Origin of the sequence: Burkholderia sp. USMB20, assembly GCF_000949135.2 — a bacterium.
Classification (GTDB): Bacteria; Pseudomonadota; Gammaproteobacteria; order Burkholderiales; family Burkholderiaceae; genus Burkholderia.
Genome location: NZ_JTAN02000005.1, coordinates 187,548 through 213,249 on the forward strand (window position 1 = coordinate 187,548; position 25,702 = coordinate 213,249).

Genomic DNA, 25,702 nt, shown 5'->3' on the forward strand with positions numbered 1-25,702 from the left:
CTCGCCGCTCCCGAAACCGGACGTTGCGCTCGTCACAATTGGCACGCGTCAACTCATCGCATCGGAACACTGAGCGAGCAAAATTCGGACAGGCCGGCGCAAGTCCGGCCACGCAGCTAGAAGGCGCTCTTTATCACGCCCCCGTCGGCTCGCAACGCAGCGCCGGTCGTCGCCGACGAAAGCGGGCTGGCGATATAAGCCACGAGGGACGCCACTTCCTGCGGCGAACCGAATCGCTTGATGAGCGATGTGGGACGGACCTTCTCGAAGAATTCCTTTTCGAACGCTTCGAACGATTTGCCGTCGGCCTTCGCGAGCGTCTCGACGAATTCGCCCACGCCGCGCGATTTCGTCGGCCCCGGCAGGATGCTGTTGACCGTGATACCCGTGCCGGCAACGGCTTCGGCCAGCCCGCGCGCAACCGCGATCTGCGCGGTCTTCGTCACCCCGTAGTGGATCATTTCGGCCGGAATCTGCACCCCGCTTTCGCTCGAAATGAAAATGATGCGCCCCCAGTCGGCCTGCTTCATCGCCGGCAGGAACAGCCGGGCGAGGCGTACGCCACTCAGGACGTTGACCTCGAAGAAACGCTTCCAGTCCGCGTCAGGAATCTCTTCGAATGGCTTGGGCTCGAAGATGCCGAGGTTATTGATCAGGATTTCCACGCCGGGATAGCGTTGCGCCAGTTCGTCGGCCGCTTCGGCCGTACTCAGGTCGCCCGCAAATCCAGCCACATCGCCGCCGGTATCCGCTTTCAGTTGCGCGACTACGTCATCGACAGATGACTGGGAGCGTCCGTTCACGATCACACGAGCGCCTTCCTGGGCCAGCGTGCTGGCGATAGCGAGGCCAATGCCGGCTGTGCTGCCGCTCACCAGTGCGAGTTTGCCTGTCAGATTCAGGTTCATGAGTGATTCCTTTTTCCGTGGACAAAGTAGACGTGACGACATCGAGTCTCGAACGACCGGATGTCGCCAACGGGATTACGTACGCGTAATCGATGCGCCGCCATCGACCAGCGAGGCAGTGCCGGTGACAAAGGACGAATCGTCCGATGCGAGATAAAGCACTGAACGCGCCAGTTCTTCCGGCTTTGCCACGCGCTTGAGCGCATGCAGCCCGGTCACGAACGCCTGCGATTCGTGGGTGTCGTTCATGCCGCGATACATCTCCGTGTCCACGGCACCGGGCAACACCGCGTTGACCCGCACGCCTTGCGCGCCGTACTCCGCGGCGAGTGCCTGCGTCAAGCCGATCAGCCCGGCCTTGCTCGCCGCGTAGGCCGCCGTGCCGGGAAACGCGAACGAGTAACCGACGAACGTCGACGTGAAGATGATCGATCCGCCGCCTTGCTTCAGCATTTCGGGAATCTGGTGCTTCGCGCCCAGGAAGGCACTGGTCAGGTTGGTCGCCAGCGCGGCGTTCCAGCCTGCTTCGGAAATACCGGTGGTCGGGCCCATCTCGCCGAGCGTACCTGCGTTGTTATAGGCGATGTCCAGACGGCCGAAGCGGCTCACTGCAAGCGCGACCAGCGCTTTCGCGAAGTCCTCCGACTGTACGTCGCCGGCCAGATACGCGGCTTCGCCGCCTTCGCTGGCGATCTCCGCCGCGAGCGCTTCGAGTTCCGCGGCGCGCCGCGCCGCAATGACCACCTTGGCGCCTTCCTTCGCGAACAGCTTTGCAGTGGCACGGCCAATACCTGCGCTGGCACCCGTCACGATGGCGACTTTTCCTGTCAAACGTTGCATTTCCAATCTCCTGATCCGCTGCGTCGGCCAGCGCCCGATGCGTTGGCCCGTGAGAGCAATATAGGCTTCAGTCTTGATTGCAGAAAGGCATAAAAAATGGTCCTATCATTAAGTTTTTGTGAATGATCGAGGATCGGTATGGATCGCCTTCGCGCCTTCGAGGTTTTCGTGACGGTGGTGAGCCGTGGCGGCTTCGCGCGCGCGGCGGAAGCGCTCGGCACGTCGCCGGCCAACGTCACGCGGTACGTGCATGAACTGGAAGCGCATCTCGGCACGCGCCTCCTGAATCGCACGTCACGCACGCTGTCCCTGACGGAGGGCGGCGAGACCCTCTACGCCCGCTGCAAGTCCATCCTCGACGAGGTTGCGGAGACGGAGGGGCTTGTGTCATCCGCGTCGGTCGAACCACGTGGACGACTGCGCATCAATGCGCCCGTGAGCTTCGGCATTCTGTATCTGGCGCCGCTATGGCCCGGGTTCATGCAGAAATATCCGCGAATCGAACTCGACATCGGGCTGATCGACCGCGTCGTCGATATCGTCGACGAGGGCTACGATCTCGCCATTCGCATCTCGCGCGCCGGCTCGACCAGCCACGCGGCACGCAAGCTGGCGACATCGCAAAACATTCTGTGTGCGTCGCCGGCCTATCTGGCCCGCTTCGGACATCCGACCGCGCTGACGGACCTGGTCGAGCATCGCTGCATCGGGTACACATATGCGGCCGCCGGCGACGAATGGGAACTGATCGATGGAAACGGCAAGACCCATCCTGTGAGGGTCGACTGCCATATGCATACCAATAACGGCGATACGGCGCGCTCGGCAGCGCTCGCCGGGCAAGGGCTGATCTGGCAACCCACGTTCCTGATCAACGACGATCTGCGTGCAGGCAAACTCGTTCACGTGTTGCCTGAGTATCGTCTACCCGAGATCGACATACTTGCTGTCTACCCGAGCCGCCGACACTTGAGCGCCAGAGTGCGCGTCATGATCGATTTCCTGGTCGATGCGTTCGGTGGAGTGCCGCCGTGGGATCGCTAGGACAAAAAGCGAGCAGTCGCCACGCCGGTGACAAGATGCAAGCACTTCCAGACCGTACGCGTGATCGTCCTGCGCGATGGCGGAAGCACATCAAAACCGGCGAGCCGGGGATCACGGCTGGCGACTCAATGGGCTGTTTGGCACGATCTACGCAGACAGCCCTGGCATTGTCGGTTTTACGCTTCGGGATGTGCAGAGGTACGCGATCCGGCTTCCAGTGAGGGCTACGATCCTGTCCGTCCAGGTAGCGTAGCAACCGAGACCTGACTGCCGGCGAGCATCCTGTTCGCTCGGCGCACGAACACCCAGTGCCAAACCCAGAGCAAAACCGCAACGCCGCCCGCGATGGAGCCAATGGTATTGGGTATTAGCGAAAGAACCTGGGCAAGACACCACCCGATGCCGCTGATCCGGCCGAACGAGCGCAAACCCGACAGAGCCGGATTGATACGAGACTCCGCTTCCAGGGACTTCGCGACGTTGGAAATAATGAAGAAGTCCTCGATGAAGTTGTATGGCAAGAGGAACATGAGCCAGACACTGTTGGGTTCGGCCGCACGCGATCCTCGGTTGACCGATTTCAGGGTGGTCCTGAGGTCGCTCGCGTAGGCATAGACCAGCGCCAGGAAAACCGCGATGACGACGATGCCACCGATCGGCCCAAGCATCTCCATTTCGCCGAGAACGCCTCCGCCTTCAGCGGGATAGATAAGGGGATAGGCGAGCCCAAAGGCAATGGGGATGCTCAGAATGGCTTTGAGAATGGTCCGCGCAGTTGTGCTCATGTGTATCGGATGGAATAGATGCGTTGTCACAGGCAGCATAGCGAACGATCATTCTCGCCGTGCGATTTTTTCCTGATATATGCCGCCTTTTCTCGCGACTCCAGCCGAGTTGGTGTCATTCGCGCCTCCACGGCTACGGCGACCACGTCCAGGATGCAATGGTCATTGCGATCGATTCGCTCCCTATGTAGCATCTTCCGACATGTCGACGACGTGGGCCGCGGGTTTCGGCATGGCAAACCGAGTTGACATCTTTCATCGTCCCGCTCAGTGACCGAGTGCGGGGCGTCGAACGGTACATCCGGCTGGACCGACTCGCGAGCGCCTTGCTGGCTCCGCCGGTCGGCATGTTCATTGATCCGATGCGGGGGGACGTGTGAGCGGCCAACCATTTCTATCCGGGATTCCCGTCGATCACGTGCTTGATCGCCTCGCGAAAGCCGGAGGCAAAGAGATTGAATCCGGCAAGTTTTCGAGCCCTGAAAGCTCGGCGGCACTCGCGGTCAATTGCTTTGGCTGGTTCATCGAACGCCCTTGCCAACTGCCGCCACTGAAAGGCCTCGAGGACGCAGGCGTTCCGGAACTGGTAGACATCGAATTCTGCGCGCGATTTCCATGGGCTGGCGGGCGGCATCCCTGGCTCGACGCCATCGTGCAGACGCCCAGGTGCCTCATCGGAATCGAGAGCAAGCGTTTCGAGCCTTTCCGGGACGTGAAATCGGTCAGCCTGTCAGCCGCCTATGACCGTCCGGTGTGGGGCGCCAATATGAAGGGTTACGAAAGGATGCGCGACCGATTGCGCTCAGGAGACGCGAGGTACGTTCATCTCGATGCCGCGCAACTGGTCAAGCACGCGTTCGGTTTGGTGACCGAAGGCGCCCGGCGCAACCGCGCACCCGCATTGTTTTATCTTTTCGCCGAACCGGCGGCGCGAGCCGGCCATGTCATCGCCCCGGACAACCTCGCCCGGCACCGGGACGAAATTGCCAGCTTTGCAGAAGCAGTTGCGGGCGACGCAGTGACGTTTCGTTCCGCGAGCTACAGGGAGTGGATCGGGACCTGGTCGGTGCTTGATGGACGAATCGCGGTGCATGGACAAGCCATCATCGAAGCGTTCGAACCGTGACGGGAACACGAAGAACGCATTGCATCACCTCCAGCCGGGCACCCAGTCCGACCTGCGCTCCCAACGGCAAGCAATGATCAGAGATCTCCGCGCACTTCACCGGTTCCCAGCGCGCTGCGCTGCCGGTTGACTTCCGCCCAAAGCTCATCGCTGTCGTCATTGCGCAGCACGACCATCCAGTCCAGTTGATCGTCGGTCACGCCGAAGTATTCCAGGATTTCCCGGCGAATCGCATCGACGAACTGCGCGTATTCCGGGGTTGCCTGGGCCTGCGCGTGCAGGGCGTCGTATGCGGCATCGTCCGCGCCGCCGCCGTGCTCGTCGATATAGCGCGAGATCCACTGGTCCAGTTCGCGGTCGTAATCGGCCTCGGCGCGCATCGCTTGCACAGCCGTGTAGAAATCCAATTGGGCGAACGCGGCGATTGCCGCCGTTGTCGCTTCGTCGAAGGTAGTCGTCATTCCATCTCTCATGTCGGTCATGGCACATCATCGCACGGGCCGCACCCGGGCCGGTGCCGCGAATCCGGACGGTGCAACACACCGCCTCGCGCCACCAGTCGACCGGGGCAAAGGCGCCGTGAACGGGGGGCACGCCTTCCAGTGCGCCACTCATCGGGGCCGCCCGGCAACAGGACACTCATTTTGCCGCATTGCGAGCACAGTGAAGAAAGCAACCGGGCGCGGCAAATCGCGGAACAAGTTTCGAGCGTATCGCCGCAAGCGACATATCTAACCCCGCGTGCCGCTTTTGACGAATGCCAATCGGCTCCACGTCACACCCGCACGCCGATTTCCACACTGCACGGATTCGGTCCGCACATTCAGCACATTGCGCAAGCCATGAGTTCGTGCAAGCTGGATGGTTTCTTCCGCTGAAACGTCGAACATCCGTCGTCCTTCCGGAACCGGTCCGTAACGCAGGGACACGACCAGCACCGCGCCGTCGCACAGGAGAGCGCTGACGTTCGGCATCGCCCGACGGCGCTCGTCTTCGTCAAGGTGCATCCAGACGGCCGACAGCATCACGAAGTCAAATGCTTTTCGCCTCGTACGCAAGATCGCGAGATCCGGCAGGCTATCGTCCAGCCATTCGATCCGCGGAGACGAATGCTGCCTGATTCCCGCAACGCGCAGCGCATCCACCGGTTCGACGGCTACGACCGAATGCCCCATCGCCGCGAATGCAGCCGCATCGGTTCCGATACCGGCTCCGACATCGAGAATGCAAGACGGGAGCACGGGAACGAGATGCAGGATGGGCTGATGATGTTTCTCGAACGAGATGTCTTGCCATCGCTCGATGAGCGAATGTGCATGCTCCGCGTAGCCTTCCGTGCCGCGTACATTGATGGACACCACCGTTCTCCAAATGTCGGTGTTTCGCGAAGTTTGCCAGATTGCCGGCATTTCAGTATCGCCGACCCGATGTCCAGAGCTGACCGAACCCGGTCGTCCAGGGCGGCACCGCACTCGCCGGCTCGGCCGGTCTGCACCTAGATGAAATGTCGGTTTATATTGCCGGAGTTCCAACACGCTCGCGCCGGAATGGTCGACGACGTATACGGAGCGGTCGATTTTCTGAAAACACCGAAGTGACTCATGGGAGAGCATCAGTCATGCAACCGGAACACGCTTCAGATCTCGCAACGACTCGCCATGCAGGTGCGGAAGGCGGCACGCACGCGCCGATACCCTCGATCGTTCCGGCACAAACCGCGCTCATCGTGATGCACTACCAGACCGACATCCTCGGCCTCTTTCCGTCAGTCGCCCCCACCCTGCTCGCCAACACGCGCAAGCTGTGCGATGCAGCCCGGGCGAGCGGTGTCCACGTCTGCTTCGCGAATCTCCGCTTCAGCCCCGGCTATCCGGAAGTCAGTCCGCGCAACAAGAACGGGCAAGGGATCAAGCAACTCGGGCTGTTCGTCGACGACGGCCCGTGCCCGGAGCTCGGCCGGCTAGACAGCGAGCCGCTGACTATCGCGCATCGCGCGAGCGTGTTCTTCCGCACCGACCTGCAGGCGCGGCTCATCGCGCGCGGTATCGATACGCTGATCCTGGTCGGGATCGCGTCGACCGGCGTCGTGCTGTCGTCGGTCGCACACGCCAGCGACGCGGATTTCCGGCTGTATACGGTGAAGGACTGCTGCTACGACCCGGATGAAGTCGTGCACGAGCATCTGTTCGCGACGGCGTTCGAGACGCGCACGACGGTGCTGTCGCTCGCGGACGCGCTGCGGCTGCTCGCTTAGGCGCACGATATCCACGCCACGCCGGCCGGAACGCTTCCGGCCGGCGCCTCGCGCATCACGCCGTGCGCAACTTCGCGCGTTACTTCGCGATATACACGCCCGACGTCGGGCACGTCCCCTGCGTATTCCCGTCTGTCACGAGCGACGCCGTGCTCGGAAACTGCGTGGTCGCGTTCGTCTTGACCGCGATCCACGCTTCCGTGAAATAGCTGACGCCATTGGTCTTCGTGCACTTCAGCGACACCGCGCTGCGCGTATTGCTGCCGAACGCGCCTTCGAACGCGGACAGCAGCTGGTTGCGCGTCACCGTCTTGCCTGCGTTCGCCTGCAGGAACGCGTTGAACGACGTGTTGCCGAGCCGGCTGATCATGCCCGCCGCCTGGTTCCAGTATGCATCCGGCGACGCCGAGTTCGAGCAGGTGCCGTGCTTGAACCATTCGTGCTTGTCGAGGCACGACGCCACGCCCGGCATGTAGGTCGACAGCGTATTGCGAGTCGCTGTGCTGACCGGATACGCATCCATGCTGCACCACTGGTGCGCGTTGTCGAGATCGACGTCGCTCTGCGGCACGCCGCAGTAGAACGGCTGGTTGCCGTCGTACCGGTTCGGCCAGAGACCATGCTGCGACAGGCTCGTCGCCGCATACGTGCCGGCGAGGCTCGTACACTCCGGCGTGTCGTGCGACGCGCAGAAGCCGGGTTCCCACGAAGCGGCGAGCAGCAGGTAGTCGTAGCTGGTCTGCGCGACGGCGTGCAGCGAGGCGGATGCAACCGCGATTGCGGCCGCGGCGCGAGCGAGCGTCTTGAGCATGGCGTTTCCTCGGAAAAGGCTTGCGGTCGCGAGATGCGCCGCAAGGTTGTCGAATGTCTGCCCGCGATTGTTGCTCGCGCAACGTGGCATCAATATGAAGGTGGACGAAGAAATTCGTAGTCGAACGCCACCCTTGTCAGCGCCGGCACCGGTACCAATACGCGCCCTTCTCCGCCGGAGACGCCGGCCCACCCTGCAACGGAGCATCCCCACGTTGACGGCCTGCCGGCCGGGCAGGCCCTATCGCGTCGCGATCGGAACGGGCAAAGCATCGAACTCGCGGACAGCATGCCCCTGCTCACGGCTCGCTGCCAAGCTGCATGCACGCACGGCCGAATCCGGGCCTTCGAGCGCGAGAATCTGCCACACGCCGATGCTCACGCGCAGGCCCTCGTCCGGCGCCACGCGATCATTTCACCGACGCGGCTTCCGATCCGCCGGACGACAGCGCCGCGCTGTCCTGCTCGCGCCACGCGCGGCGCGACGCGATGATCGCCTGCACGGCCGAGCGCGCGACCTTCCACCACGCGAACGGACGCGGATCGGCGAGCATGCTGAGCGCGCGCGCATAGTCGAGCGTGAGCCCGGGCGTCCAGGCCATCGTCACCGCGCGCTTGCGGATCTGCGCGGCGACCCACAGCTCGGGCGTGAGCAGCAGCCGCACGAACGCGCCCCACCCGGCCCGCGCGCCCTTGAGCCGCCACACCGCGCCGTCGAGCGCCGCTTCGAGCGCGTTCGACACGGTGCTCGAACAGTTGCGGTGCGTGAGGTTGTACGTGACCGTCTGCCGATACGACGACCAGAACGCGGCCAGCTTCGCCGGATCGTAATTGCGGATCCGCACGCGCACGGTCGACGGACACCACGCCTTCGACTCGGTCGCATAGTCGGGCTGGAACAGCCCGGGCACGTCGTTCTCGCGCGTCGCGCGCAGGATCCGCGTGAATTCATCGGGAGAACGATTGATCTCGACGGCCGGATACAGGCTGATGTAGATGCCCTCGGGCGACTCCAGCGCCGCATGGCCGGTGGAGATCACGCCGTTGACGTCCACCGCCGCGATGTAGCGGTCGATCACCGGATAGCGCTGCGCCTCGGCCTTCGACGTGCCGGTCGGCGTCCACACGTGCACGGTCAGCGCGTGCTCGTGGTCGGCCGGCGGACCGTCCCATTCGGACTGCGTGAAGCGCGGGAGGTCGGCAGCCGTGTCGATGTCGGGGACGATCGCCGGCGCCGGCGACGTGACGAACGCAGGGTTGCGCGTCAGCCGCCGCACGCGCGCGGCAAGGCTCAGCATGTGCATCCCGCCGAACATCAGCAGCAGGCCGAGGCAGTACGGCACGGTGCCCACATAATGAGTCGGATACGGCTGGTAGAAGAAGATCGCGAGCAGGATCTCGACGACGCCCCACGCGAATGCGACGTGCCAGCGCCGGTAACGCACCATCCACGCGGACGTGCACTGCAGCAGCCCGTCTACGAGAAACAGCGTGCCGAAGATCATCGACAGCAGGAAGTGTCCGTGATGATGGCCCGCGAACACGAGCGCGGCGGCCACCACGACCGCGATGCCCTTCACGTAGCGCAGGATGCGCTGCCCGCCGACGCCGCTGCCGGCCACCGCGAGCGTCGCGAGCCCCTCGATCAGGAACAGCCACGCGAACAGTTCGATCGGAAAATGCAGCGCGCCGTCGAGTGCATCGACGAAGATGCCGACGCCCGCGACGACCCACAGCCAGCCCAGCACGGTCAGTCCACGCCAGCGCGTTCGCAGATATTCGATGCCCAGCAGCAGCAACACCAGTCGTACCATGGCGCCCTCGTATTGATTTTTTCGGGATACGCGCAGATCACGCGCCTCCGGTCGTGCCGATCGTGCATCGTGCGATGCGGAAGTCGGACCGTGGCAATGCTGACCGGCGCGTCATGCATCGACATGTCCAATGACGGCCGGCGCGCTCCGCTTTCGCCGAATAATAAGATATGGCGGAGCCGGTTGAAAGCCTGGCGAAAACATTGCCGGCGGAGCCGGACGCCCGGCGTGTCGATAGAGACGGCGCGATTGGCGGAGTTGCGGCTGCTATTCCGCCGAGGGTTTCGACGTACCGTCCGGGATGGCCGCACCGTTGCTCGACCAGCCGTACACGATCTAAGCTCGGCATGTCACGATGGCGATCGCAGGTCTGGATCTCACGATGCAGCGCACACCGATCACCGCCGACGGCTCACCCACCCTTGGCGGACGACGCGCGTTCCGATCGGGTTCGTCGTAATCCAGGCATCCCGGAAATGACGGCCCCATTCATCCATTGCGCAACGCGGCGCCTGCGCGGCCCGCATCCCGAACGGAATACGAACATGCCCGCCTCACCGCTTCACACCCCGCCGCTCGGCCCGCAACTCAAGCGTTGGCGCACGCTGCATCGCGTGAAGCAGAGCCATGCTGCCGAATTGTTCGGCGTCGCCCAATCGACGATCTCGCGCTGGGAAGCCGGCATCCAGCAGATGTCGCCGGACGAGCGCGCGACGGCCGAGCGGCTGCTTGCCGCGCGGCTCGATTCGGCCGGCGACCACGCGCTCGCGCGGCTGATCGCGAGCAGCGCGGCGCGCATGCATCTCGTGTGCGACCTCACGCACCGTCTGCTCGCGTGCTCGCCGTCGCGCGCGGCCGAGTTCTCGCGGCCGCTGCCGACGCTGCTCGGCACGTCGCTGTGGCGCTATGCGTCGCCGGAGATTGTCCGCATGGAAGCCGCGCTCGACCCGCTCGGCTGGCACGATCATGCGGGGCCGCCGAGCGTCGAATTCGCGACCGGCGCCAATGCGTCGCGCGTCGTGCCGATCCGCGGCAGCACCTGCCGATGGACGCGGATGACGCTGTCGGACGGCTCCGCCGCGCGCCTCGTCGAAACGCTGTAGCACACGCGGCGGTCGCGGGGGCGAGCGCGGCGCGCATATTTCATGCGTGGACGCAGCGCGGCCGCACGGCGTACGCTTGACGGCACGATTCAAGCATTCCCACCGGCCATGAACCTCGACACGATCCACGCGCGGCTCGATTTCCTGCGCGAAGCCGAACGCCTGAAAGACGTGCTGCGCAGCGGCCACACGTCGAGCGGGCGCGCCGAAAGCACGGCCGAGCACAGCTGGCGGCTGTGCCTGATGGCGCTCGTGTTCGCCGACGCGCTGCCCGACGTCGACACGACGAAGCTGCTGAAACTGTGCGTCGTCCACGATCTCGGCGAAGCGCTGCACGGCGACATCCCCGCGATCGAGCAGGCCGCGCATCCGGACAAGAGCACGCACGAACGCGACGACCTGCTCACGCTGACGGCCGGGCTCGATCGCGCGCTGCGCGACGAGATCGTCGCACTGTGGGACGAATACGAGGCGGCGACATCACCGGAAGCGCGCGCCGCGAAGGCACTCGACAAGCTCGAGACGATCCTGCAGCACAACCAGGGCAGCAATCCGCCGGACTTCGACTACGCGTTCAATCTCGGCTACGGCCGGCGCTACACCGACGCGGCACCGCTGTTCAACGCGATCCGTGCGATCGTCGACGCGGACACGCAACGCAGGATCGACACACGCGGCGACGGCGCGTAAGCGCGCGGAACCAGCCGCGCACCACACCGCGTGCGGCAATCGCACAAGATGCGCACGCACCTGCACGGACGGGAATCGGCGCGATGCCCGCGCTCGGCGAGGAACGCGACCGGCCGATGATGGCGCTCGTTGCCGCGTCACGGCAACGACGCGTCACCCGACGCGCGGCGCTCGCGTCATTCACACACCGTCACCCCCCGCCGCGCCGGCGCGAACGCCACCGCGCTTGCCGTCGCGAGCACGGCCACGCCGGCCGCGCCGTACACCATCACCCAGCCGAAGCCGTGCACGAGCGCCGCGTGCAGCGCCGCACCGTTCGGGTCGGCCCTGGCGAGCGCCGGCGCGATCGCCTGCAGCCCGTCGGTGCGGCCCGACGCGATCTGCTGCGCCAGCGCGCGCAGCGCCTCCGCATCGACCGCTCCCGCGACGCCGGCCTTCAGGCTCGCGACGATCCCCGCGACCAGCACGAAGCCCATCGTCGCGATGTTCAGCGCGAGCGAGATCATCCGCGCGCTCATGTCGATGCCCGACGCCATCCCGGCCCGCGAACTCGGCACCGCGCCCGTCGTCGTGTTCGTGACCGGCGTGTTGGTGAGCCCGAGCCCGATGCCGGCGATCACGCAGCCGGGCAGCATCGTGAGCCAGCTCGCGTGCTCGACGCCGCTGCCGATCCGCATCAGCGCGAAGCCGGCCGCGATCGTGAACAGGCCGCCCGGAATCACGACGCCGGGCCCGTAGCGCAGCGCGAGCCGCTCGCCGAACGGCGGCGCGACCAGCGTCGGCAGCGTGTACGCGAGCAGCGCGAAGCCGGCCGTCACGCTGTCGTAGCCGAGCGCGACCTGGAACCAGATCGGCAGGAAGATCATGAACGGCCAGAAGCTGAAGTTCATCCCCATCGAGCCGAAGATCGCGCCGGTGAACGCGCGAATCCGGAACACGGAGAAGTCGAACATCGGCCGCGCGCTCGTGCGCTCCGCGACGAAGAAGCCGGCCAGCGCGAGCACGGTCGCGCCGAGCACGCCGAGGCCGGCCGCACTCGTGAGCCCCAATTCCGCGCTCTGGGTAATGTAGAACGCGAGACCGAGCACCCCGAGCGACAGCGTGACGATGCCCGCGACGTCGAGCGTGCCCGCATGCGGATCGCGCGACTCCTGCACCGCGCCGCCGATCAGCACGAGCGCGACGGCCGCGAGCGGCGCATGGACGAGAAACACCCACGGCCAGCTTGCCGCCGCGACGATCGCGCCGCCGACGATCGGCCCGAAGCCGAGGCCGATCCCGAACACGATGCCCCAGATCCCGAACGCGCGGCCGCGCTCGCGCCCCTCGCGGAACTGATGCGACAGCACCGCGATCTGGCAGATCAGCATCGCGCCGCCGCTCGCGCCCTGCAGCAGCCGGCCCGCGACCAGCACCGGCACGTTCGGTGCGAGCCCGCACAGCAGCGACGTCGCGCCGAACAGCACGGTGCCGATCACGTACACGCGCTTGCGGCCGAACCGGTCGGCAAGCGTGCCGGCCGCCATCAGCACCGTCGTGCATGCGATCGTGTACGCGTTCATGATCCACTGCATGCCGTTGAAGTCGCCGTGCAGCACGCGTTCGAGCGTCGGCAGGATCACCGGCACGCTCGAGATCTCGAGGCCGAACATCAGCGACGTGAGACAGACGGCCGCCAGCGCGACCGCATTCCTGCGGGAGTCGGATAGGGTCATGCGTATTGCGCGACGGCCCTCGACAGGCCGTGCGCCTCCAGGTGAGAAGGATGCGCCGCGTGCGGCCGGCAACGCACGCTGGGCGGGAATCGGTACTATAGTGAGAATTTCCCTCCCCATTGATGCGTCCATTTCCCCGGACTAGGGAATCGCAGGACGCAATCAGGGCAACCTCAGCACCCCCCCGCCATGACCGACAAACTCGACGGCGTAACGACCTTCGTCCAGGTCGTGGAATCCGGCAGCTTCGCGCTCGCCGCGGAACGGCTCGACATGACGCGCTCGGCGGTCGGCAAGGCGATCGCGCGGCTCGAGAAGCGGCTCGGCGCGCGACTGCTGCAGCGCACGACGCGCAGCCAGAGCCTGACCGACGACGGCCAGGCGTACTACGACCGCTGCGTGCGCGCGCTGGCGGAGCTGGAAGCGGCCGAAGCCGATCTCGATTGCGGCCGCAACGAAGCGCGCGGCAAGCTGCGGCTGAGCGTGCCGCTCGCGTTCGGGCATCACTGCGTGACGCCGATCGTGCTCGATCTCGCGCGCACCTATCCGCACCTGCGGATCGACGTGTCGATCACCGACCGCTTCGTCGACCTGGTCGAGGAAGGCATCGACCTCGCGGTGCGGATCGGTTCGCTCGCGGACAGCACGAGCCTCGCGGTGCGGCGGCTCGGCACGCAATACGGGAGCCTCGGCGCCGCGCCGTCGTATCTCGCGCGCTACGGGATGCCGCAATCGCTCGACGATCTGAGGAACCACCGGACGATCGCGTACTCACGCTCGGGCGTCGCGCAGCCGTGGGACCTGCGCGCGCCGGACGGCTCGACGGTGCGCATCGACATGCCGCACCAGCTCAGCTTCGACGACGTGCAGGCGATCGCGGCGGCCGGCGCATCGGGGTTCGGGATCGCGTGGCTGCCGAGCTGGCTGCTCGATCATTACGTGAAGCGCGGCGAGATGGTCGTCGTGCTCGATCGCTGCTTCGTATGCGAAGGCGACATTCACGCGATCTGGCCGAAAACGCGCTACCTGCCGCGCAAGACGCGCTGCGTGATCGACGCGCTCGTGCAGGCAGTGCCGCCGATGATCGAGCGGCCGGAGCCCGCGAGCCTCAAGAAAACCGGTTGAAACCGACGCGCCGCACGGGCGCGCCGGGCCGTCACGTGGCGCTCACGCCGCGCCGAGATCGGCGAGCGGATGGGCGAACAGTTTCCACGGCGACGTCAGGAAATGCCGCACGCGCTCGGCGCGCAGCTCGACGAGCGACGCCGGCGCCCAGCGCGGCTTGCGATCCTTGTCGACGAGATGCGCGCGCACGCCTTCGCAGAAGTCGCCCTCCTCGATCGCGCGCGCGACGATGCCGAGCTCCATCCGGAACGATTCGGCGAGCGTCATCTGGCGGCCGCGCAGCAGCGCTTCGCGCGTCACGCACAGCATCGTCGGCGAATGGCCGGCGAGTGCATCGAGCGTCGCCTGCAGCCATTGACGGTGCTCGCGCGACAGCTCGTCGCGCGCGAGCTCCTGCGTGAGCGTCGCGACGATCCGCTCGACGGTCGAGCGCTTGTCGAAGTGACGGACGATCCACGCCATCTGCGTATCGAGCGCCGCATGCGGCACGACGTTGCACGGCGGCTCGAACACCTTGCGCAGCGCCGGCAGCACGTCGCCGTCCCATTTGATGCTGTCGATGCGCGTCTCGAACGTATCGAGCCACGCCGACGGCACGCACAGATCCGCGAGCTTCGCGCTCAGCGCGTCGGCGCCCGACAGCATCGCGCCCGTCAGCCCCACGTACAGCTCGAGCTCGACCGGCATGCGCGACAGGAAATGCGTCGCGCCGACATCGGGCACGAGGCCGATGCGCGTCTCGGGCATCGCGATCTTGCTGCGCTCGGTCGCGACGCGCAGCGCCGCGCCTTGCGCGAGCCCCATTCCGCCGCCCATCGTCACGCCGTCCATCAGCGCGACCACCGGCTTCGGGAACGTGTGGATCGCGTAGTCGAGCCGGTATTCGTCGACGAAGAACGGCAGCCAGGTCTCGCGCTGCGCGACCATTCGGAAGAGCGCTCGCACGTCGCCGCCCGCGCAGAAGCCCTTCTCGCCCGCACCGCGCAGCACGACCGCGACGATCTGGTCGTCGGTGCGGCAACGTTCGAGCAGCGCGGCCAGCTCGCCGATCATCGAATAGGACAACGCATTGAGCGCGGCCGGCCGGTTCAGCGTAATGAGCGCCACGCGGTTCACCACGCGAAACAGCACCTCCGGCGCGGGTTGCGCGAAGCTGTCATGAGTCGTCACCGGCGTGCTCATCGTTGCGGCTCCCCGTCGGTGTGCCATTGCGGCGCGCGCTTGCCGAGAAACGCGGCCACGCCCTCGCGCGGATCGTTCGTGTCGAACAGGTCGACGAAGCGCTCGCGCTCGACCGCGAGCGCCGCGCCGCGCGGCACGCCGCGGCGCGCGAGGCCGATCAGCTCCTTGCTGTAGGCGACCGCATGCGGGCTCTGTCGCGCGACGTTGCGCGCGAGCGCCAGCGCCGCATCGCGGGCCGCGCCGCTTTCGACCACGTCCTCGACGAGGCCGATCCTGAGGGCCGTCGCCGCGTCGACGCGCGTGCCGGCCAGGATGATCTTCTTCGCCCAGCCTTCACCGACGAGCCAGGGCAGCGTCTGCGTGCCGAGCCCGCACGGCAGCAGGCCGACCGACGGCTCGGGCAGCGCCATCTGCGCGTGCGTCTCGGCGATCCGCAGGTCGCACGCGAGCGCGCATTCGAGGCCGCCGCCCATCGCATAGCCGTTGATCGCCGCGATCGTCACGACGCGCGCGTCGTGCAGCGCCTCGAATGCCGCGCCGAAACGTGCGGCCATCGCGCGCGCGACCGCGCGATCGCCGTCGGCGAACGTGTTCAGGTCCGCGCCCGCGCTGAAGAACTTCGGGCCGTCGCCGGTGATCACCAGCGCGCGCACGCGCGGGTTCGCATTCAATTCGGCGACGGTGGCCTGCAGCTGCTGCAGCCCGTCAGCGGTGAAGGCGTTCGCGGGCGGACGCTTGAGCGTCGCGCACGCGATCGCGCCGTCGTCGACGTAGTCCAGTTCGATCATGAGGCGTCCTTCTTGGTGGCCGGTTGGTACAGGCGGATCACCGCCGAGAAATCGAGCTGCCCGTCGCCGCGGCTGCTCATTGTCTGGTACAGCTGCTGCGCGAGCGCACCGAGATAGACGGGCTGGCGCGCCTGCTTCGCGGCGTCGTTCGCGAGGCCGAGATCCTTCAGCATCAGGTCGGTGCCGAAGCCGCCGCTGTAGCCGCGCGACGACGGCGCGGTGTCGATCACGCCCGGATACGGGTTGTAGGTGTCCGAGCTCCAGCAGCGGCCCGTCGACGTGTTGACGATGCCGGCCAGCACCTTCGGGTCGATGCCGAGCGCGACGCCGAGCGACATCGCCTCCGACACGGCCGCCATCGAGATGCCGAGCACGAGGTTGTTGCAGACCTTCGCGACCTGCCCCATCCCCGTCGGCCCGCAGTGGACGATGTTCTTGCCCATCCCGGCGAGCACCGGCTTCACGCGCTCGAAATCCGCATCGCTGCCGCCGACCATGAAGGTCAGCGTGCCGGCCGCGGCACCACCGGTGCCGCCCGACACCGGCGCGTCGACGAACGCGCCGCCGTGCTCGCGCACGAGCGCGCCGAACGCCTGTGCGCTCGCCGGGTCGATCGTGCTCGAATCGATCACGGTCGCGCCGGCGCCGAGGCCGGCCAGCACGCCGTTCTCGCCGGCGAGCACCGAGCGCACGTGCGGCGCGGCTGGTAGCATCGTGATCACGAAGGCCGCACCCGACGCCGCGTCGCGCGGCGATGCGGCGACCTGCGCGCCGGCGTCCTGCAGCGCGCGCAATGCGTCGGCGCTCAGGTCGAACGCATGCACTTCATGGCCGGCCTTCAACAGGTTCAGCGCCATCGGCGCACCCATATGACCCAGTCCGATAAAACCGATCTTCATGTTCGTATCCTCCGCGGCTCAATGCAGCCGGATCGTCGTGTTCACCGGGCCGGCCGTCGTGTCGTCGTCGAACCAGCGCGCGGTGACCGTCTTGGTCTGCGTGTAGAACTGCACGACCTGCTTGCCGTACGGGCCGAGATCGCCGAGCTTCGAGCCGCGCGAACCGGTGAAGCTGAAGAACGGCACCGGCACCGGGATCGGGATGTTGATGCCGACCTGGCCGACGTCGATCTCGCTCTGGAACTTGCGTGCCGCCGCGCCGCTCTGCGTGAAGATGCCCACGCCGTTGCCCATCGGGTTCGCGTTGACGAGCGCGATCGCTTCGTCGAGCGTGTCGGCTTCGAGCACGACCAGCACCGGACCGAAGATCTCGTGCGTGTAGATCGACATGTCGGTCTTTACGCCGGAGAAGATCGTCGGGCCGACGAAATTGCCGTCCTCGTAACCGGCCACCTTCACGTCGCGGCCGTCGAGCTCGAGCTTCGCGCCTTCCTTCACGCCCGCTTCGATCAGCGACAGGATGCGCGCCTTCGCTCCGCGCGACACGACCGGGCCGACGTCGGTGCCGGCTTCCGCGCCCGCGTTCACCTTCAGCAGCTTCGCCTTCGCGACGAGATCGGGCAGCCAGTCGCGCGCCTCGCCGACCAGCACCGCGACCGACGTCGCCATGCAGCGCTGCCCGGCCGCGCCGAAGCCCGCGCCGACCAGCGCGTTGAGGGTCTGCTCGCGATTCGCATCGGGCAGCACCACCGCGTGGTTCTTCGCGCCCATCATCGACTGCACGCGCTTGCCGTGCTGGCTGCCGAGGTTGTACACGTGCGTGCCGACGGCCGTCGAGCCGACGAACGAGATCGCCTTCACGAGCGGATGCGTGCAGATCGCGTCGACGACTTCCTTGCCGCCTTGCACGACGTTCAGCACGCCCTTCGGCACGCCGGCCTCGATCGCGAGTTCGACGAGCTGCATCGTCGACATCGGGTCTTGCTCGGACGGCTTCAGCACGAACGTGTTGCCGCATACGATCGCCATCGGGAACATCCACAGCGGAATCATCGCGGGGAAGTTGAACGGCGTGATGCCCGCGCACACGCCGAGCGGCTGGCGCAGCGTGTAGGTGTCGACGCCGCCCGCGACGTTCTCCGCGAATTCGCCGAGTTGCAGCGTGCCGATCGAGCACGCATGCTCGACCACTTCGAGGCCGCGGAAGATGTCGCCTTCGGCATCGGGCAGCGTCTTGCCCTGCTCGGCCGTCAGCGTCTTCGCGATGCGCTGCAGGTTCGCGCGCACCAGATCCTGGAACTTCAGCATGATGCGCATGCGCGCGGCGATCGGCGTGTTCTTCCACGTCGCAAACGCGGCGTGCGCGGCCTGCACGGCCGCGTCGACTTCGGCGACGGTCGCGAACGGCACGCGCGCGAGGACCTGCTGCGTCGCCGGGTTGACGATGTCGCGCCACTCGCTCGTGGTGGACTCGACGAAGGCGCCGTCGATCAGCAGCTTGACCGTCGGCACGTCTTGCCCCGTGCGGGGCGTCGGATTCGCGTTCATCAGTGCACTCTCCTTGCAGTGGGCCGCGTGGCGTGATGCCACGCGCGGCCGGTTCGGTTCAGTATGGTGGCCGGCGACGCACGGCAAAAGCGCGGCGCGCGCGGCCCGCGGCCGGTCATTTCAGTTCGGCGGCGAAATCTTCTTCCCAGTATTCGCCGGGCATCCGCGTGCTCGCATCGTCGCCGCGCTCGATCTCGCGGCGGCGCAGCTCGACGCGGCGGATCTTCCCCGAGATCGTCTTCGGCAGCTCCGCGAACTGCAGGCGGCGAATGCGCTTGTACGGCGCGAGCTTCTCGCGCGAGAAGCGGAAGATCTCCAGCGCGAGCGCGGGACTTTCCTCGTAGCCCTGGCGCAGCGTGATGAAAGTCTTCGGCACCGACAGCCGCAGCGGGTCCGGGCTCGGCACGACGGCCGCTTCCGCGATCGCCGGATGCTCGATCAGCACGCTTTCCAGTTCGAACGGGCTCAGCCGGTAGTCGGACGACTTGAACACGTCGTCCGCGCGGCCGATGTACACGTAGTAGCCGTCGTCGCCGCGCATCGCGATGTCCGACGTGCGGTAATGGCCGTCGCGCATCGCGTGGGCCGTCGCGTCGGGATTGTTCGCATAGCCGGTCATCAGGCCGACCGGGCGCGTCACGCCGGCGCCGATCGGCAGCGCGACCTCGCCTTCGGTCACCGGCGCGCCGTCCGGGTCGAGCAGCGCGATCCGGTAGCCGGGCAGCGGCCGCCCCATCGAGCCCGCGACGACCGGCTGGCCCGGCGTGTTGCCGATCAGGCAGGTGGTTTCGGTCTGGCCGTAGCCGTCGCGAATCGTGATGCCCCACGCCTTCTTCACGCGCTCGATGATCTCGGGATTCAGCGGCTCGCCCGCGCCGACGATCTCGCGCAGCTTCACGTCGAACGACGCGAGCGGCTGCTGCACGAGCATGCGCCACACGGTCGGCGGCGCGCACAGCGTGGTCACCTGGTATTTGACGAGCGCATCGAGCACGACCTTCGGCTCGAAGCGCGCGTAGTTGAACGCGAACACGCACGCCTGCGCATTCCACGGCGCGAAGAAGCAGCTCCATGCATGCTTCGCCCAGCCCGGCGAGCTGATGTTCCAGTGGATGTCGCCCGGCTGCAGGCCGACCCAGTACATCGTCGACAGGTGCCCGACCGGATAGGTGCGATGCGTATGCTCGACGAGCTTCGGCTTCGACGTCGTGCCCGACGTGAAGTACAGCAGCATCGGATCGCTCGCGTGCGTGACGGCGTCCGGCTCGAACGCGGCGCTCGCCGCATAGCCGTCGTTCATCGCGAGCCAGCCCGCGCGCGGCGCGCCGGCGACGATCTTCTGCTTAAGGCCGAGATCGGCCTGTTCGAACTTCGCGGTTTCGTTCTCGTCGACGATCGCGTATTTCGCGCCGCCGATCTGCACGCGATCGCGCACATCGTCGGACGACAGCTGCGTGGTCGCGGGCAGCACGATCGCGCCGAGCTTCATCGCGGCGAGCATCGCGTCCCACAGTTCGACACGGTTCGGCAGCATCAGCAGGATCCGGTCGCCGCGCACGACGCCGATGCCGTGCAGCCAGTTCGCGATCCGCGACGAGCGCTCGGACATCTGCGCGAACGAATACGGGTCGCCCGTACCGGTCGCCGCATCGACGATCCACAGCGCGGGCTTGTCGTTGCCGCGCGCCATCGGGTCGAAGTAGTCGAGCGCCCAGTTGAACGCATCGAGCACCGGCCATTCGAAATCGCGGTAAGCGGTTTCGTAGTCCGTGCGATGGCGCAGCAGAAAGTCGCGTGCGTCCAGGAATGCCTGTACCGTCATCGTGTCGTCTCCTGTCTCCTGTCGACGTGAGTTAGCGCTTTAGCGCTTACTCACGTCCCATGCCTCGCGCGGTCGACGTGAGTTAGCGCTTTAGCGCTTACTCACGTCCCATGCCTTGGCGAGTCTCCATGCCCAGCGGTCAACCGGGCACGCGCTGCAGCGAATGCCCGGTTCCGTATCACGCGGCGCACGGTCACGTCGTTGCGTGCCGCGTTTGCCGCGCTGCCCTCGTGCCCTGCCTGTTTGCCTGCCTGTATTTCTGGTTGTTTGCGTGGTTGCCGATGGCGCGCGCGTCGCGACTCAAAGCTGTCGCGCGATCACCATCCGCTGCACTTCGCTGGTGCCTTCGTAAATCTGCGTGATGCGCGCGTCGCGATAGTGACGCTCGACTTCGTAATCGACGAGGTAGCCATAGCCGCCGTGAATCTGGATCGCGTCCGAACACACGCGCTCGGCCATCTCGGACGCGAACAGCTTCGCCTGCGATGCTTCCGACAGGCACGGCAGCCCGGCCGTGCGCAGCTTCGCCGCGTGATGCACGAGCAGGCGCGCCGCATTGATCTGGGTGGCCATGTCGGCGAGCTTCTGCTGGATCGCCTGGTGCTCGGCGAGCGGCTTGCCGAACTGCACGCGCTCGCCCGCATAGCGGCGCGCCTTGTCGAATGCGGCGCGCGCGATGCCGAGCGCCTGCGCGGCGATGCCGATGCGCCCGCCTTCCAGGTTCGACAGCGCGATCTTCAGCCCTTCGCCGCGATTGCCGAGCAGGTTCTCTTCCGGAATCGCACAGTTCTCGAACGTGATCGGGCATGTGTCGGATGCGCGGATGCCCATCTTCTTCTCCGGCTTGCCGACGATGAAGCCCGGCGTGTCGGTCGGCACCAGGAACGCGGAAATGCCGCGCTTGCCGGCTTCCGGGTCGGTCATGGCAAAAACGATCGCGACGCCGGCGCGCTGGCCATTGGTCACGAACTGCTTCGCGCCGTTCAGCACCCACTTGCCGTCGCGCAGCTCCGCCCGCGTGCGCAGGTTGTGCGCCTCCGAGCCGGCCTGCGGCTCGGTCAGGCAGAACGCGCCGATGATGCGGCCCGCCGCCATCTCGGCCAGCCAGCGATCCTTCTGCGCGGGCGTGCCGAAGCCGAGGATCGGCCCGCAGCCGACCGAGTTGTGCACGCTCATCATCGTCGCGCAGGCGGCGTCGCCCGCCGCGATTTCTTCCATCGCCAGCGCATAGGCGACGTAATCCGTATACGCGCCGCCCAGCTCCTGCGGCACGATCATCCCGAGCAGGCCGAGTTCGCCGAGCTGCGCGACGACGGCGTCGGGCAAGTGCGCGTCGTGGTCCCACTGCGCGGCGTTCGGTGCCAGCACCTCGGTGGCAAAAGCGCGCGCGGCGTCGCGGATCATCCGCTGGTCTTCGGTGTAAAGCTCGTCCATGGCGCTGCTGTCTCCCGCGGCCGCGTGCCGCGACCGACCTTTCGTTTCGATGCAACAAGTGTAGGCAAGCGCGCGCGACTGTTCGATGCTCGCGCCGCTCATTTACACTGAGCGTTTTTGCCATACCGGCGGCTTCGATGAAGCAGGAAGAGAAGGGAACCGTCGCGATCAGCCTCGTCGCCTATAGCGTCGCGCTCGCCACCCGGCGCGGCGTCGCGGCCGAGCCGCTGCTCGCGCAGGCCGGCATCGCGCCCGCGCTGCTCGTGCAGCCGCGCGCGCGGGTGTCGGCGCAGCAATACGGCGCGCTGTGGAACGCGATTGCGCGCGCGCTCGACGACGAGTTTTTCGGGCAGGATCGCCACCCGATGCGTAGCGGCAGCTTCATCGCGATGAGCCAGGCCGCGCTGTCCGCGCAGGACGGACTGCACGCGATGGCGCGCGCGGTGAATTTCATGCACTGCGTGCTCGACGACCTGCACGCGGAGCTCGACGCGAACCCGCAGCGCGTGCGGCTGCGCTTCGTGCACCGCAACAGCGCCGCGGCGCCCGCGATGTTTACGTACGCGACCTATTTCATCATCGTGTACGGGCTCACCTGCTGGCTGATCGGGCGACGCATCCCGGTGCTGCACGCGAGCTTCCGCTGCGACACGCCGCCGGCCGACCACGAATACCCGTCGATGCTGTGCGACGACATGCGGTTCAACCAGCCCGATTCGTATGTCGATTTCGATCCCGAATTCGCGACGCTGCCGGTCGTGCAGAACGCGAAGACGCTGAAGACCTTCCTGCGCAACGCGCCGGCCAGCTTCATCGTCAAGTACCGCAACCCGAACGCGCTCGCGCAGCGCGTGCGCACGGTGCTGCGCGGGATGCCGCCCGCCGCGTGGCCCGGCGCCGGCGGGATGGCCGCGCGGCTGCATGTGGCCGAAGCGACGCTGCGCCGCAAGCTGCACCAGGAAGGCCACGCGTACCAGTCGATCAAGGACACGCTGCGGCGCGACCTCGCGTTCGAGGCGCTGGCCGATCCGGCGCGGACCATCGCCGACGTTGCCGCCGCCGCCGGTTTCGCGGAACCGAGCGCGTTCTACCGCGCGTTTCGCAAATGGAGCGGGCGCAGCCCGGCCGAGTACCGGGAAGAAGCGCTCGCGCGGGGCGGCGCCGCCGGCTGAGTGCGCGGTCGGCGGCACCGCCTTCGCGCTTTCCGCCGAAACCGCCTAATCTTCAAATATCGGGCCAACGCCCTTTCCGCGAGCCGGACGGCGTGCGGCCGCGCGCCGCCCGGACGCCCCGATGCACATTCACCGTCATGGGCCGCCGCCGGCGCCTGCATCGCCCGGCGGCCGCCCCCGTCACCCGCTGTCCGCGCGGGTCGCGCGCGCCGCGCTGTTCGCGGCGCTGCTCGTCGTGTGCGCGGCGGTTGCCGCGCCGCCTCCCGCCACCCAGCCCGCCACCGCACCCGCCACCGCGCCGCCGGTCGTCGTGATCCCGGTCAACGGCGCGATCGGGCCGGCCAGCGCCGACTTCATCGTCCGCTCGCTCGAGCGCGCGGCGCACGAGCACGCGCCGCTCGCGATCCTGCAGCTCGATACGCCCGGCGGGCTCGACACGTCGATGCGGCTGATCATCAAGGCGATCCTCGGCTCGCCGGTGCCGGTCGCCGCGTTCGTCGCGCCGGGTGGCGCACGGGCCGCGAGCGCCGGTACCTATATCGTCTACGCGAGCCACATTGCCGCGATGGCGCCCGGCACCAATCTCGGCGCGGCATCGCCGGTGCAGTTCGGCATCGGCGGCGGCGCGCCGGGAGCGCCTGGGGCGACGAAGCCGTCGCCGGCCGGCGCGTCCGGCGCATCCGCGACGCCAGCCGAGTTGCCGAACGACACGCAGTCGACCGAGATCCGCAAGGCGACCCAGGATGCCGCCGCGTACATCCGCGGCCTCGCGCAGTTGCGCGGACGCAATGCCGAGTGGGCCGAGCGCGCGGTGCGCGAGGCGTTGAGCCTGTCGGCAACGGAGGCGCGCGCGCAACATGTCGTCGACCTGGTCGCGCAGGACCCGGCCGACCTCGCGCGCCAGCTCGACGGCCGCACCGTGACGACGACCGCCGGCACGCTGCACCTCGCGACCGCGCACGCACCGCTCGTCGTGCTGGCGCCCGACTGGCGCAGCCGCTTCCTGTCGATCATCACCGATCCGAACGTCGCGCTGATCCTGCTGACGATCGGCATCTACGGGCTGTTCTTCGAGTTCGCGAATCCCGGCTTCGTGCTGCCGGGCGTCGCCGGCACCATCTGCCTGCTGATCGGGCTGTTCGCGATGCAGTTGCTGCCGGTCAGCTATGCGGGCCTCGGACTCGTGCTGCTCGGGCTCGGCTGCCTCGTCGCGGAGGCGTTCCTGCCGACCTTCGGCGTGCTCGGTTTCGGCGGGATCGTCGCCTTCACGATCGGCGCGCTGATGCTGATCGACACCGACGTGCCCGGCTACGGCATTCCGTGCCGGTGATCGTGGGCCTCGCGGCCGGCGCGGCTGCTCGTCGCGTCGTGTCGAGCGTCGCCGCTGCGCGCGCGCGGCGGCCGTGGTGACGGCGCCGAGGCGATGGTCGGCAGCATCGGCGAAGTGCTCGACGACGGCCTGCACGCCGACCAGCCGCGGGCGCGGCCGGCGCCGCACGTCGGCGGCGGGCTGGGCGCGCGTGCACGGCGAGCGCTGGCGCGTCGCGAGCAGCACGCCGCTGGCCGCCGTTGCCGCGTGCGCGTGACCGGCCGCCACGGGCTGACGCTCACCGTCGCGCCGCTATACGACGTGCCGGCACACGAACAACAACACCAGGGAGCACCGTCATGATGGGCTACACGTTTGGCTTCAGCAGCGTCCTGATCGTCTTCGTCGTGGTGCTCGTCGCATCGTCGATCCGCATCTTCCGCGAGTACGAGCGCGGCGTCGTCTTCATGCTCGGCCGGTTCTGGAAGGTGAAGGGGCCGGGGCTCGTGCTGATCATCCCGATCGTCCAGCAGGTCGTGCGGATCGACCTGCGCACCGTCGTGTTCGACGTGCCCGCGCAGGACGTGATCACGCGCGACAACGTGTCGGTGAAGGTCAATGCGGTCGTGTATTTCCGCGTCGTCGATCCGGAGAAGGCCGTGATCCAGGTCGCGCGCTTCTTCGAGGCGACGAGCCAGCTCGCGCAGACGACGCTGCGCGCGGTGCTCGGCAAGCACGAACTCGACGCGTTGCTCGCCGAACGCGAGCAGTTGAATGCCGACATCCAGAAAACGCTCGACGCGCAGACCGATGCGTGGGGCATCAAGGTGTCGACGGTCGAGATCAAGCACGTCGACCTGAACGAGACGATGATCCGCGCGATCGCGCGGCAGGCCGAGGCCGAACGCGAGCGGCGCGCGAAGGTGATCCATGCGGAAGGCGAACTGCAGGCGTCGGAGAAGCTGCTGCAGGCCGCGCAGCGGCTCGCGCTGCAGCCGCAGGCGATGCAGCTGCGCTACCTGCAGACGCTGACGACGATCGCGGCGGACAAGAATTCGACGATCGTGTTTCCGCTGCCGGTGGATCTGCTGGGGGCGTTGCTGGAGCGATTGAGGCCGCCGCGCGAGCAGTGAGACGGGCGGGCGCCGGCCCGAGCGACGCCGCGGCCGCGGCCGATGCCGACGGGCGACGCTCGGGCGCGGGGCCGCCGCGGCCGGAAGCCGGAAGCCGGATGCCGGATGCCGGAAGCCGGATGCCCGATGCCCGATGCCCGATGCCCGATGCCCGATGCCCGATGCCCGATGCCGGGTGCCGGGTGCCGGATGCCGGATGCC

The 25,702-nt window shown here is 67.1% G+C and carries 22 protein-coding genes and 1 pseudogene; 9 read left to right on the top strand and 14 right to left on the bottom strand.

The window, feature by feature from the left end; genetic code table 11:
* Positions 1-116: 116 nt before the first annotated feature.
* Both PL79_RS08690 and PL79_RS08695 read right to left on the bottom strand, forming a co-directional pair.
* A complete protein-coding gene (locus PL79_RS08690; protein ID WP_044846901.1) occupies positions 117-908 on the bottom strand; it encodes an SDR family NAD(P)-dependent oxidoreductase in 792 nt (263 codons plus the stop codon).
* A 75-nt stretch (positions 909-983) separates the two neighbouring features.
* A complete protein-coding gene (locus tag PL79_RS08695) occupies positions 984-1,748 on the bottom strand; it encodes an SDR family oxidoreductase (protein WP_044846900.1) in 765 nt (254 codons plus the stop codon).
* A 138-nt stretch (positions 1,749-1,886) separates the two neighbouring features.
* Between PL79_RS08695 and PL79_RS08700 the strand changes: the two genes are divergently transcribed.
* Positions 1,887-2,792, top strand: coding sequence for a LysR family transcriptional regulator (locus tag PL79_RS08700; RefSeq protein WP_044846899.1), 906 nt, complete (start codon positions 1,887-1,889; stop codon positions 2,790-2,792).
* A gap of 224 nt (positions 2,793-3,016) precedes the next feature.
* Here the strand turns inward: PL79_RS08700 and PL79_RS08705 are convergent, their stop codons facing one another.
* A complete protein-coding gene (locus tag PL79_RS08705) occupies positions 3,017-3,577 on the bottom strand; it encodes a hypothetical protein (RefSeq protein ID WP_044846898.1) in 561 nt (186 codons plus the stop codon).
* A gap of 376 nt (positions 3,578-3,953) precedes the next feature.
* On the opposite strand from PL79_RS08705, the gene PL79_RS08710 reads away from it, so the two are divergent.
* Positions 3,954-4,703 carry a PGN_0703 family putative restriction endonuclease gene (locus PL79_RS08710; protein ID WP_044846897.1) on the top strand — a complete coding sequence of 250 codons (750 nt, stop codon included), beginning with the start codon at positions 3,954-3,956 and terminating at the stop codon, positions 4,701-4,703.
* 77 nt (positions 4,704-4,780) lie between these two features.
* Here the strand turns inward: PL79_RS08710 and PL79_RS08715 are convergent, their stop codons facing one another.
* Together PL79_RS08715 and PL79_RS08720 are read right to left on the bottom strand one after the other, a co-directional pair.
* Entirely contained in the window at positions 4,781-5,164 is a 384-nt protein-coding gene (locus PL79_RS08715) for a hypothetical protein (RefSeq protein ID WP_044846896.1), read from the bottom strand.
* Positions 5,165-5,434: 270 nt separating this feature from the next.
* Positions 5,435-6,061, bottom strand: a complete 627-nt coding sequence (locus tag PL79_RS08720; protein ID WP_193759823.1) for a class I SAM-dependent methyltransferase — start codon at positions 6,059-6,061, stop codon at positions 5,435-5,437.
* A gap of 260 nt (positions 6,062-6,321) precedes the next feature.
* Here PL79_RS08720 and PL79_RS08725 point away from each other — a divergent pair, with 260 nt between their 5' ends.
* On the top strand, positions 6,322-6,957 hold the full coding sequence (locus PL79_RS08725) for an isochorismatase family cysteine hydrolase (RefSeq protein ID WP_044846894.1): 636 nt from the start codon (positions 6,322-6,324) through the stop codon (positions 6,955-6,957).
* A gap of 79 nt (positions 6,958-7,036) precedes the next feature.
* Here the strand turns inward: PL79_RS08725 and PL79_RS08730 are convergent, their stop codons facing one another.
* Both PL79_RS08730 and PL79_RS08735 read right to left on the bottom strand, forming a co-directional pair.
* Positions 7,037-7,768 carry a ribonuclease T2 gene (locus PL79_RS08730; protein WP_044846893.1) on the bottom strand — a complete coding sequence of 244 codons (732 nt, stop codon included), beginning with the start codon at positions 7,766-7,768 and terminating at the stop codon, positions 7,037-7,039.
* A gap of 409 nt (positions 7,769-8,177) precedes the next feature.
* Positions 8,178-9,581: an HdeD family acid-resistance protein gene (locus tag PL79_RS08735; protein ID WP_044846892.1), complete on the bottom strand. Its 1,404-nt coding sequence runs from the start codon at positions 9,579-9,581 to the stop codon at positions 8,178-8,180.
* A gap of 545 nt (positions 9,582-10,126) precedes the next feature.
* Between PL79_RS08735 and PL79_RS08740 the strand changes: the two genes are divergently transcribed.
* Entirely contained in the window at positions 10,127-10,684 is a 558-nt protein-coding gene (locus PL79_RS08740; RefSeq protein WP_044846911.1) for a helix-turn-helix domain-containing protein, read from the top strand.
* 108 nt (positions 10,685-10,792) lie between these two features.
* Positions 10,793-11,374, top strand: a complete 582-nt coding sequence (locus PL79_RS08745; protein WP_044846891.1) for an HD domain-containing protein — start codon at positions 10,793-10,795, stop codon at positions 11,372-11,374.
* A 176-nt stretch (positions 11,375-11,550) separates the two neighbouring features.
* Here PL79_RS08745 and PL79_RS08750 read toward each other — a convergent pair whose 3' ends face one another.
* Positions 11,551-13,089, bottom strand: coding sequence for an MFS transporter (locus tag PL79_RS08750; RefSeq protein ID WP_044846890.1), 1,539 nt, complete (start codon positions 13,087-13,089; stop codon positions 11,551-11,553).
* Between the two features lie 189 nt (positions 13,090-13,278).
* On the opposite strand from PL79_RS08750, the gene PL79_RS08755 reads away from it, so the two are divergent.
* Complete coding sequence (locus PL79_RS08755; protein ID WP_044846889.1) at positions 13,279-14,214, top strand: LysR family transcriptional regulator; 936 nt, start codon at positions 13,279-13,281, stop codon at positions 14,212-14,214.
* A 42-nt stretch (positions 14,215-14,256) separates the two neighbouring features.
* Here PL79_RS08755 and PL79_RS08760 read toward each other — a convergent pair whose 3' ends face one another.
* From PL79_RS08760 to PL79_RS08785, 6 genes are all read right to left on the bottom strand, one after another.
* Positions 14,257-15,396, bottom strand: coding sequence for an enoyl-CoA hydratase/isomerase family protein (locus PL79_RS08760; protein ID WP_044846888.1), 1,140 nt, complete (start codon positions 15,394-15,396; stop codon positions 14,257-14,259).
* On the bottom strand, positions 15,393-16,184 hold the full coding sequence (locus PL79_RS08765) for an enoyl-CoA hydratase (protein WP_044846887.1): 792 nt from the start codon (positions 16,182-16,184) through the stop codon (positions 15,393-15,395). Before PL79_RS08765 ends, PL79_RS08760 begins: the two co-directional genes overlap by 4 nt.
* Positions 16,181-17,083, bottom strand: a complete 903-nt coding sequence (gene mmsB / locus PL79_RS08770; protein ID WP_044846886.1) for a 3-hydroxyisobutyrate dehydrogenase — start codon at positions 17,081-17,083, stop codon at positions 16,181-16,183. Before mmsB ends, PL79_RS08765 begins: the two co-directional genes overlap by 4 nt.
* A gap of 18 nt (positions 17,084-17,101) precedes the next feature.
* The gene (locus PL79_RS08775) at positions 17,102-18,631 is read right to left on the bottom strand and encodes a CoA-acylating methylmalonate-semialdehyde dehydrogenase (RefSeq protein WP_044846885.1); all 1,530 of its coding nucleotides are present in this window, start codon (positions 18,629-18,631) and stop codon (positions 17,102-17,104) included.
* 115 nt (positions 18,632-18,746) lie between these two features.
* Positions 18,747-20,453: an AMP-binding protein gene (locus tag PL79_RS08780; protein ID WP_044846884.1), complete on the bottom strand. Its 1,707-nt coding sequence runs from the start codon at positions 20,451-20,453 to the stop codon at positions 18,747-18,749.
* A 300-nt stretch (positions 20,454-20,753) separates the two neighbouring features.
* A complete protein-coding gene (locus PL79_RS08785) occupies positions 20,754-21,887 on the bottom strand; it encodes an acyl-CoA dehydrogenase family protein (RefSeq protein WP_044846910.1) in 1,134 nt (377 codons plus the stop codon).
* Positions 21,888-22,024: 137 nt separating this feature from the next.
* Between PL79_RS08785 and PL79_RS08790 the strand changes: the two genes are divergently transcribed.
* From PL79_RS08790 to PL79_RS08800, 3 genes and pseudogenes are all read left to right on the top strand, one after another.
* Entirely contained in the window at positions 22,025-23,059 is a 1,035-nt protein-coding gene (locus PL79_RS08790) for an AraC family transcriptional regulator (protein ID WP_044846883.1), read from the top strand.
* 127 nt (positions 23,060-23,186) lie between these two features.
* Positions 23,187-24,731: pseudogene (locus tag PL79_RS08795) on the top strand (NfeD family protein).
* On the top strand, positions 24,728-25,501 hold the full coding sequence (locus PL79_RS08800; RefSeq protein ID WP_044846881.1) for a slipin family protein: 774 nt from the start codon (positions 24,728-24,730) through the stop codon (positions 25,499-25,501). The pseudogene PL79_RS08795 and the gene PL79_RS08800 overlap by 4 nt, the downstream one beginning before the upstream one ends.
* Positions 25,502-25,702: the final 201 nt, after the last annotated feature.

Coding starts and splice junctions, on each gene's coding strand:
- PL79_RS08690 (WP_044846901.1), bottom strand. CDS start 908: ATGAACCTGAATCTGACAGGCAAACTCGCACTGGTGAGCGGCAGCACA.
- PL79_RS08695 (WP_044846900.1), bottom strand. CDS start 1,748: ATGCAACGTTTGACAGGAAAAGTCGCCATCGTGACGGGTGCCAGCGCA.
- PL79_RS08700 (WP_044846899.1), top strand. CDS start 1,887: ATGGATCGCCTTCGCGCCTTCGAGGTTTTCGTGACGGTGGTGAGCCGT.
- PL79_RS08705 (WP_044846898.1), bottom strand. CDS start 3,577: ATGAGCACAACTGCGCGGACCATTCTCAAAGCCATTCTGAGCATCCCC.
- PL79_RS08715 (WP_044846896.1), bottom strand. CDS start 5,164: ATGACGACTACCTTCGACGAAGCGACAACGGCGGCAATCGCCGCGTTC.
- PL79_RS08725 (WP_044846894.1), top strand. CDS start 6,322: ATGCAACCGGAACACGCTTCAGATCTCGCAACGACTCGCCATGCAGGT.
- PL79_RS08730 (WP_044846893.1), bottom strand. CDS start 7,768: ATGCTCAAGACGCTCGCTCGCGCCGCGGCCGCAATCGCGGTTGCATCC.
- PL79_RS08735 (WP_044846892.1), bottom strand. CDS start 9,581: ATGGTACGACTGGTGTTGCTGCTGCTGGGCATCGAATATCTGCGAACG.
- PL79_RS08740 (WP_044846911.1), top strand. CDS start 10,127: ATGCCCGCCTCACCGCTTCACACCCCGCCGCTCGGCCCGCAACTCAAG.
- PL79_RS08745 (WP_044846891.1), top strand. CDS start 10,793: ATGAACCTCGACACGATCCACGCGCGGCTCGATTTCCTGCGCGAAGCC.
- PL79_RS08750 (WP_044846890.1), bottom strand. CDS start 13,089: ATGACCCTATCCGACTCCCGCAGGAATGCGGTCGCGCTGGCGGCCGTC.
- PL79_RS08755 (WP_044846889.1), top strand. CDS start 13,279: ATGACCGACAAACTCGACGGCGTAACGACCTTCGTCCAGGTCGTGGAA.
- PL79_RS08760 (WP_044846888.1), bottom strand. CDS start 15,396: ATGAGCACGCCGGTGACGACTCATGACAGCTTCGCGCAACCCGCGCCG.
- PL79_RS08765 (WP_044846887.1), bottom strand. CDS start 16,184: ATGATCGAACTGGACTACGTCGACGACGGCGCGATCGCGTGCGCGACG.
- mmsB (WP_044846886.1), bottom strand. CDS start 17,083: ATGAAGATCGGTTTTATCGGACTGGGTCATATGGGTGCGCCGATGGCG.
- PL79_RS08775 (WP_044846885.1), bottom strand. CDS start 18,631: ATGAACGCGAATCCGACGCCCCGCACGGGGCAAGACGTGCCGACGGTC.
- PL79_RS08780 (WP_044846884.1), bottom strand. CDS start 20,453: ATGACGGTACAGGCATTCCTGGACGCACGCGACTTTCTGCTGCGCCAT.
- PL79_RS08785 (WP_044846910.1), bottom strand. CDS start 21,887: ATGGACGAGCTTTACACCGAAGACCAGCGGATGATCCGCGACGCCGCG.
- PL79_RS08790 (WP_044846883.1), top strand. CDS start 22,025: ATGAAGCAGGAAGAGAAGGGAACCGTCGCGATCAGCCTCGTCGCCTAT.
- PL79_RS08800 (WP_044846881.1), top strand. CDS start 24,728: ATGATGGGCTACACGTTTGGCTTCAGCAGCGTCCTGATCGTCTTCGTC.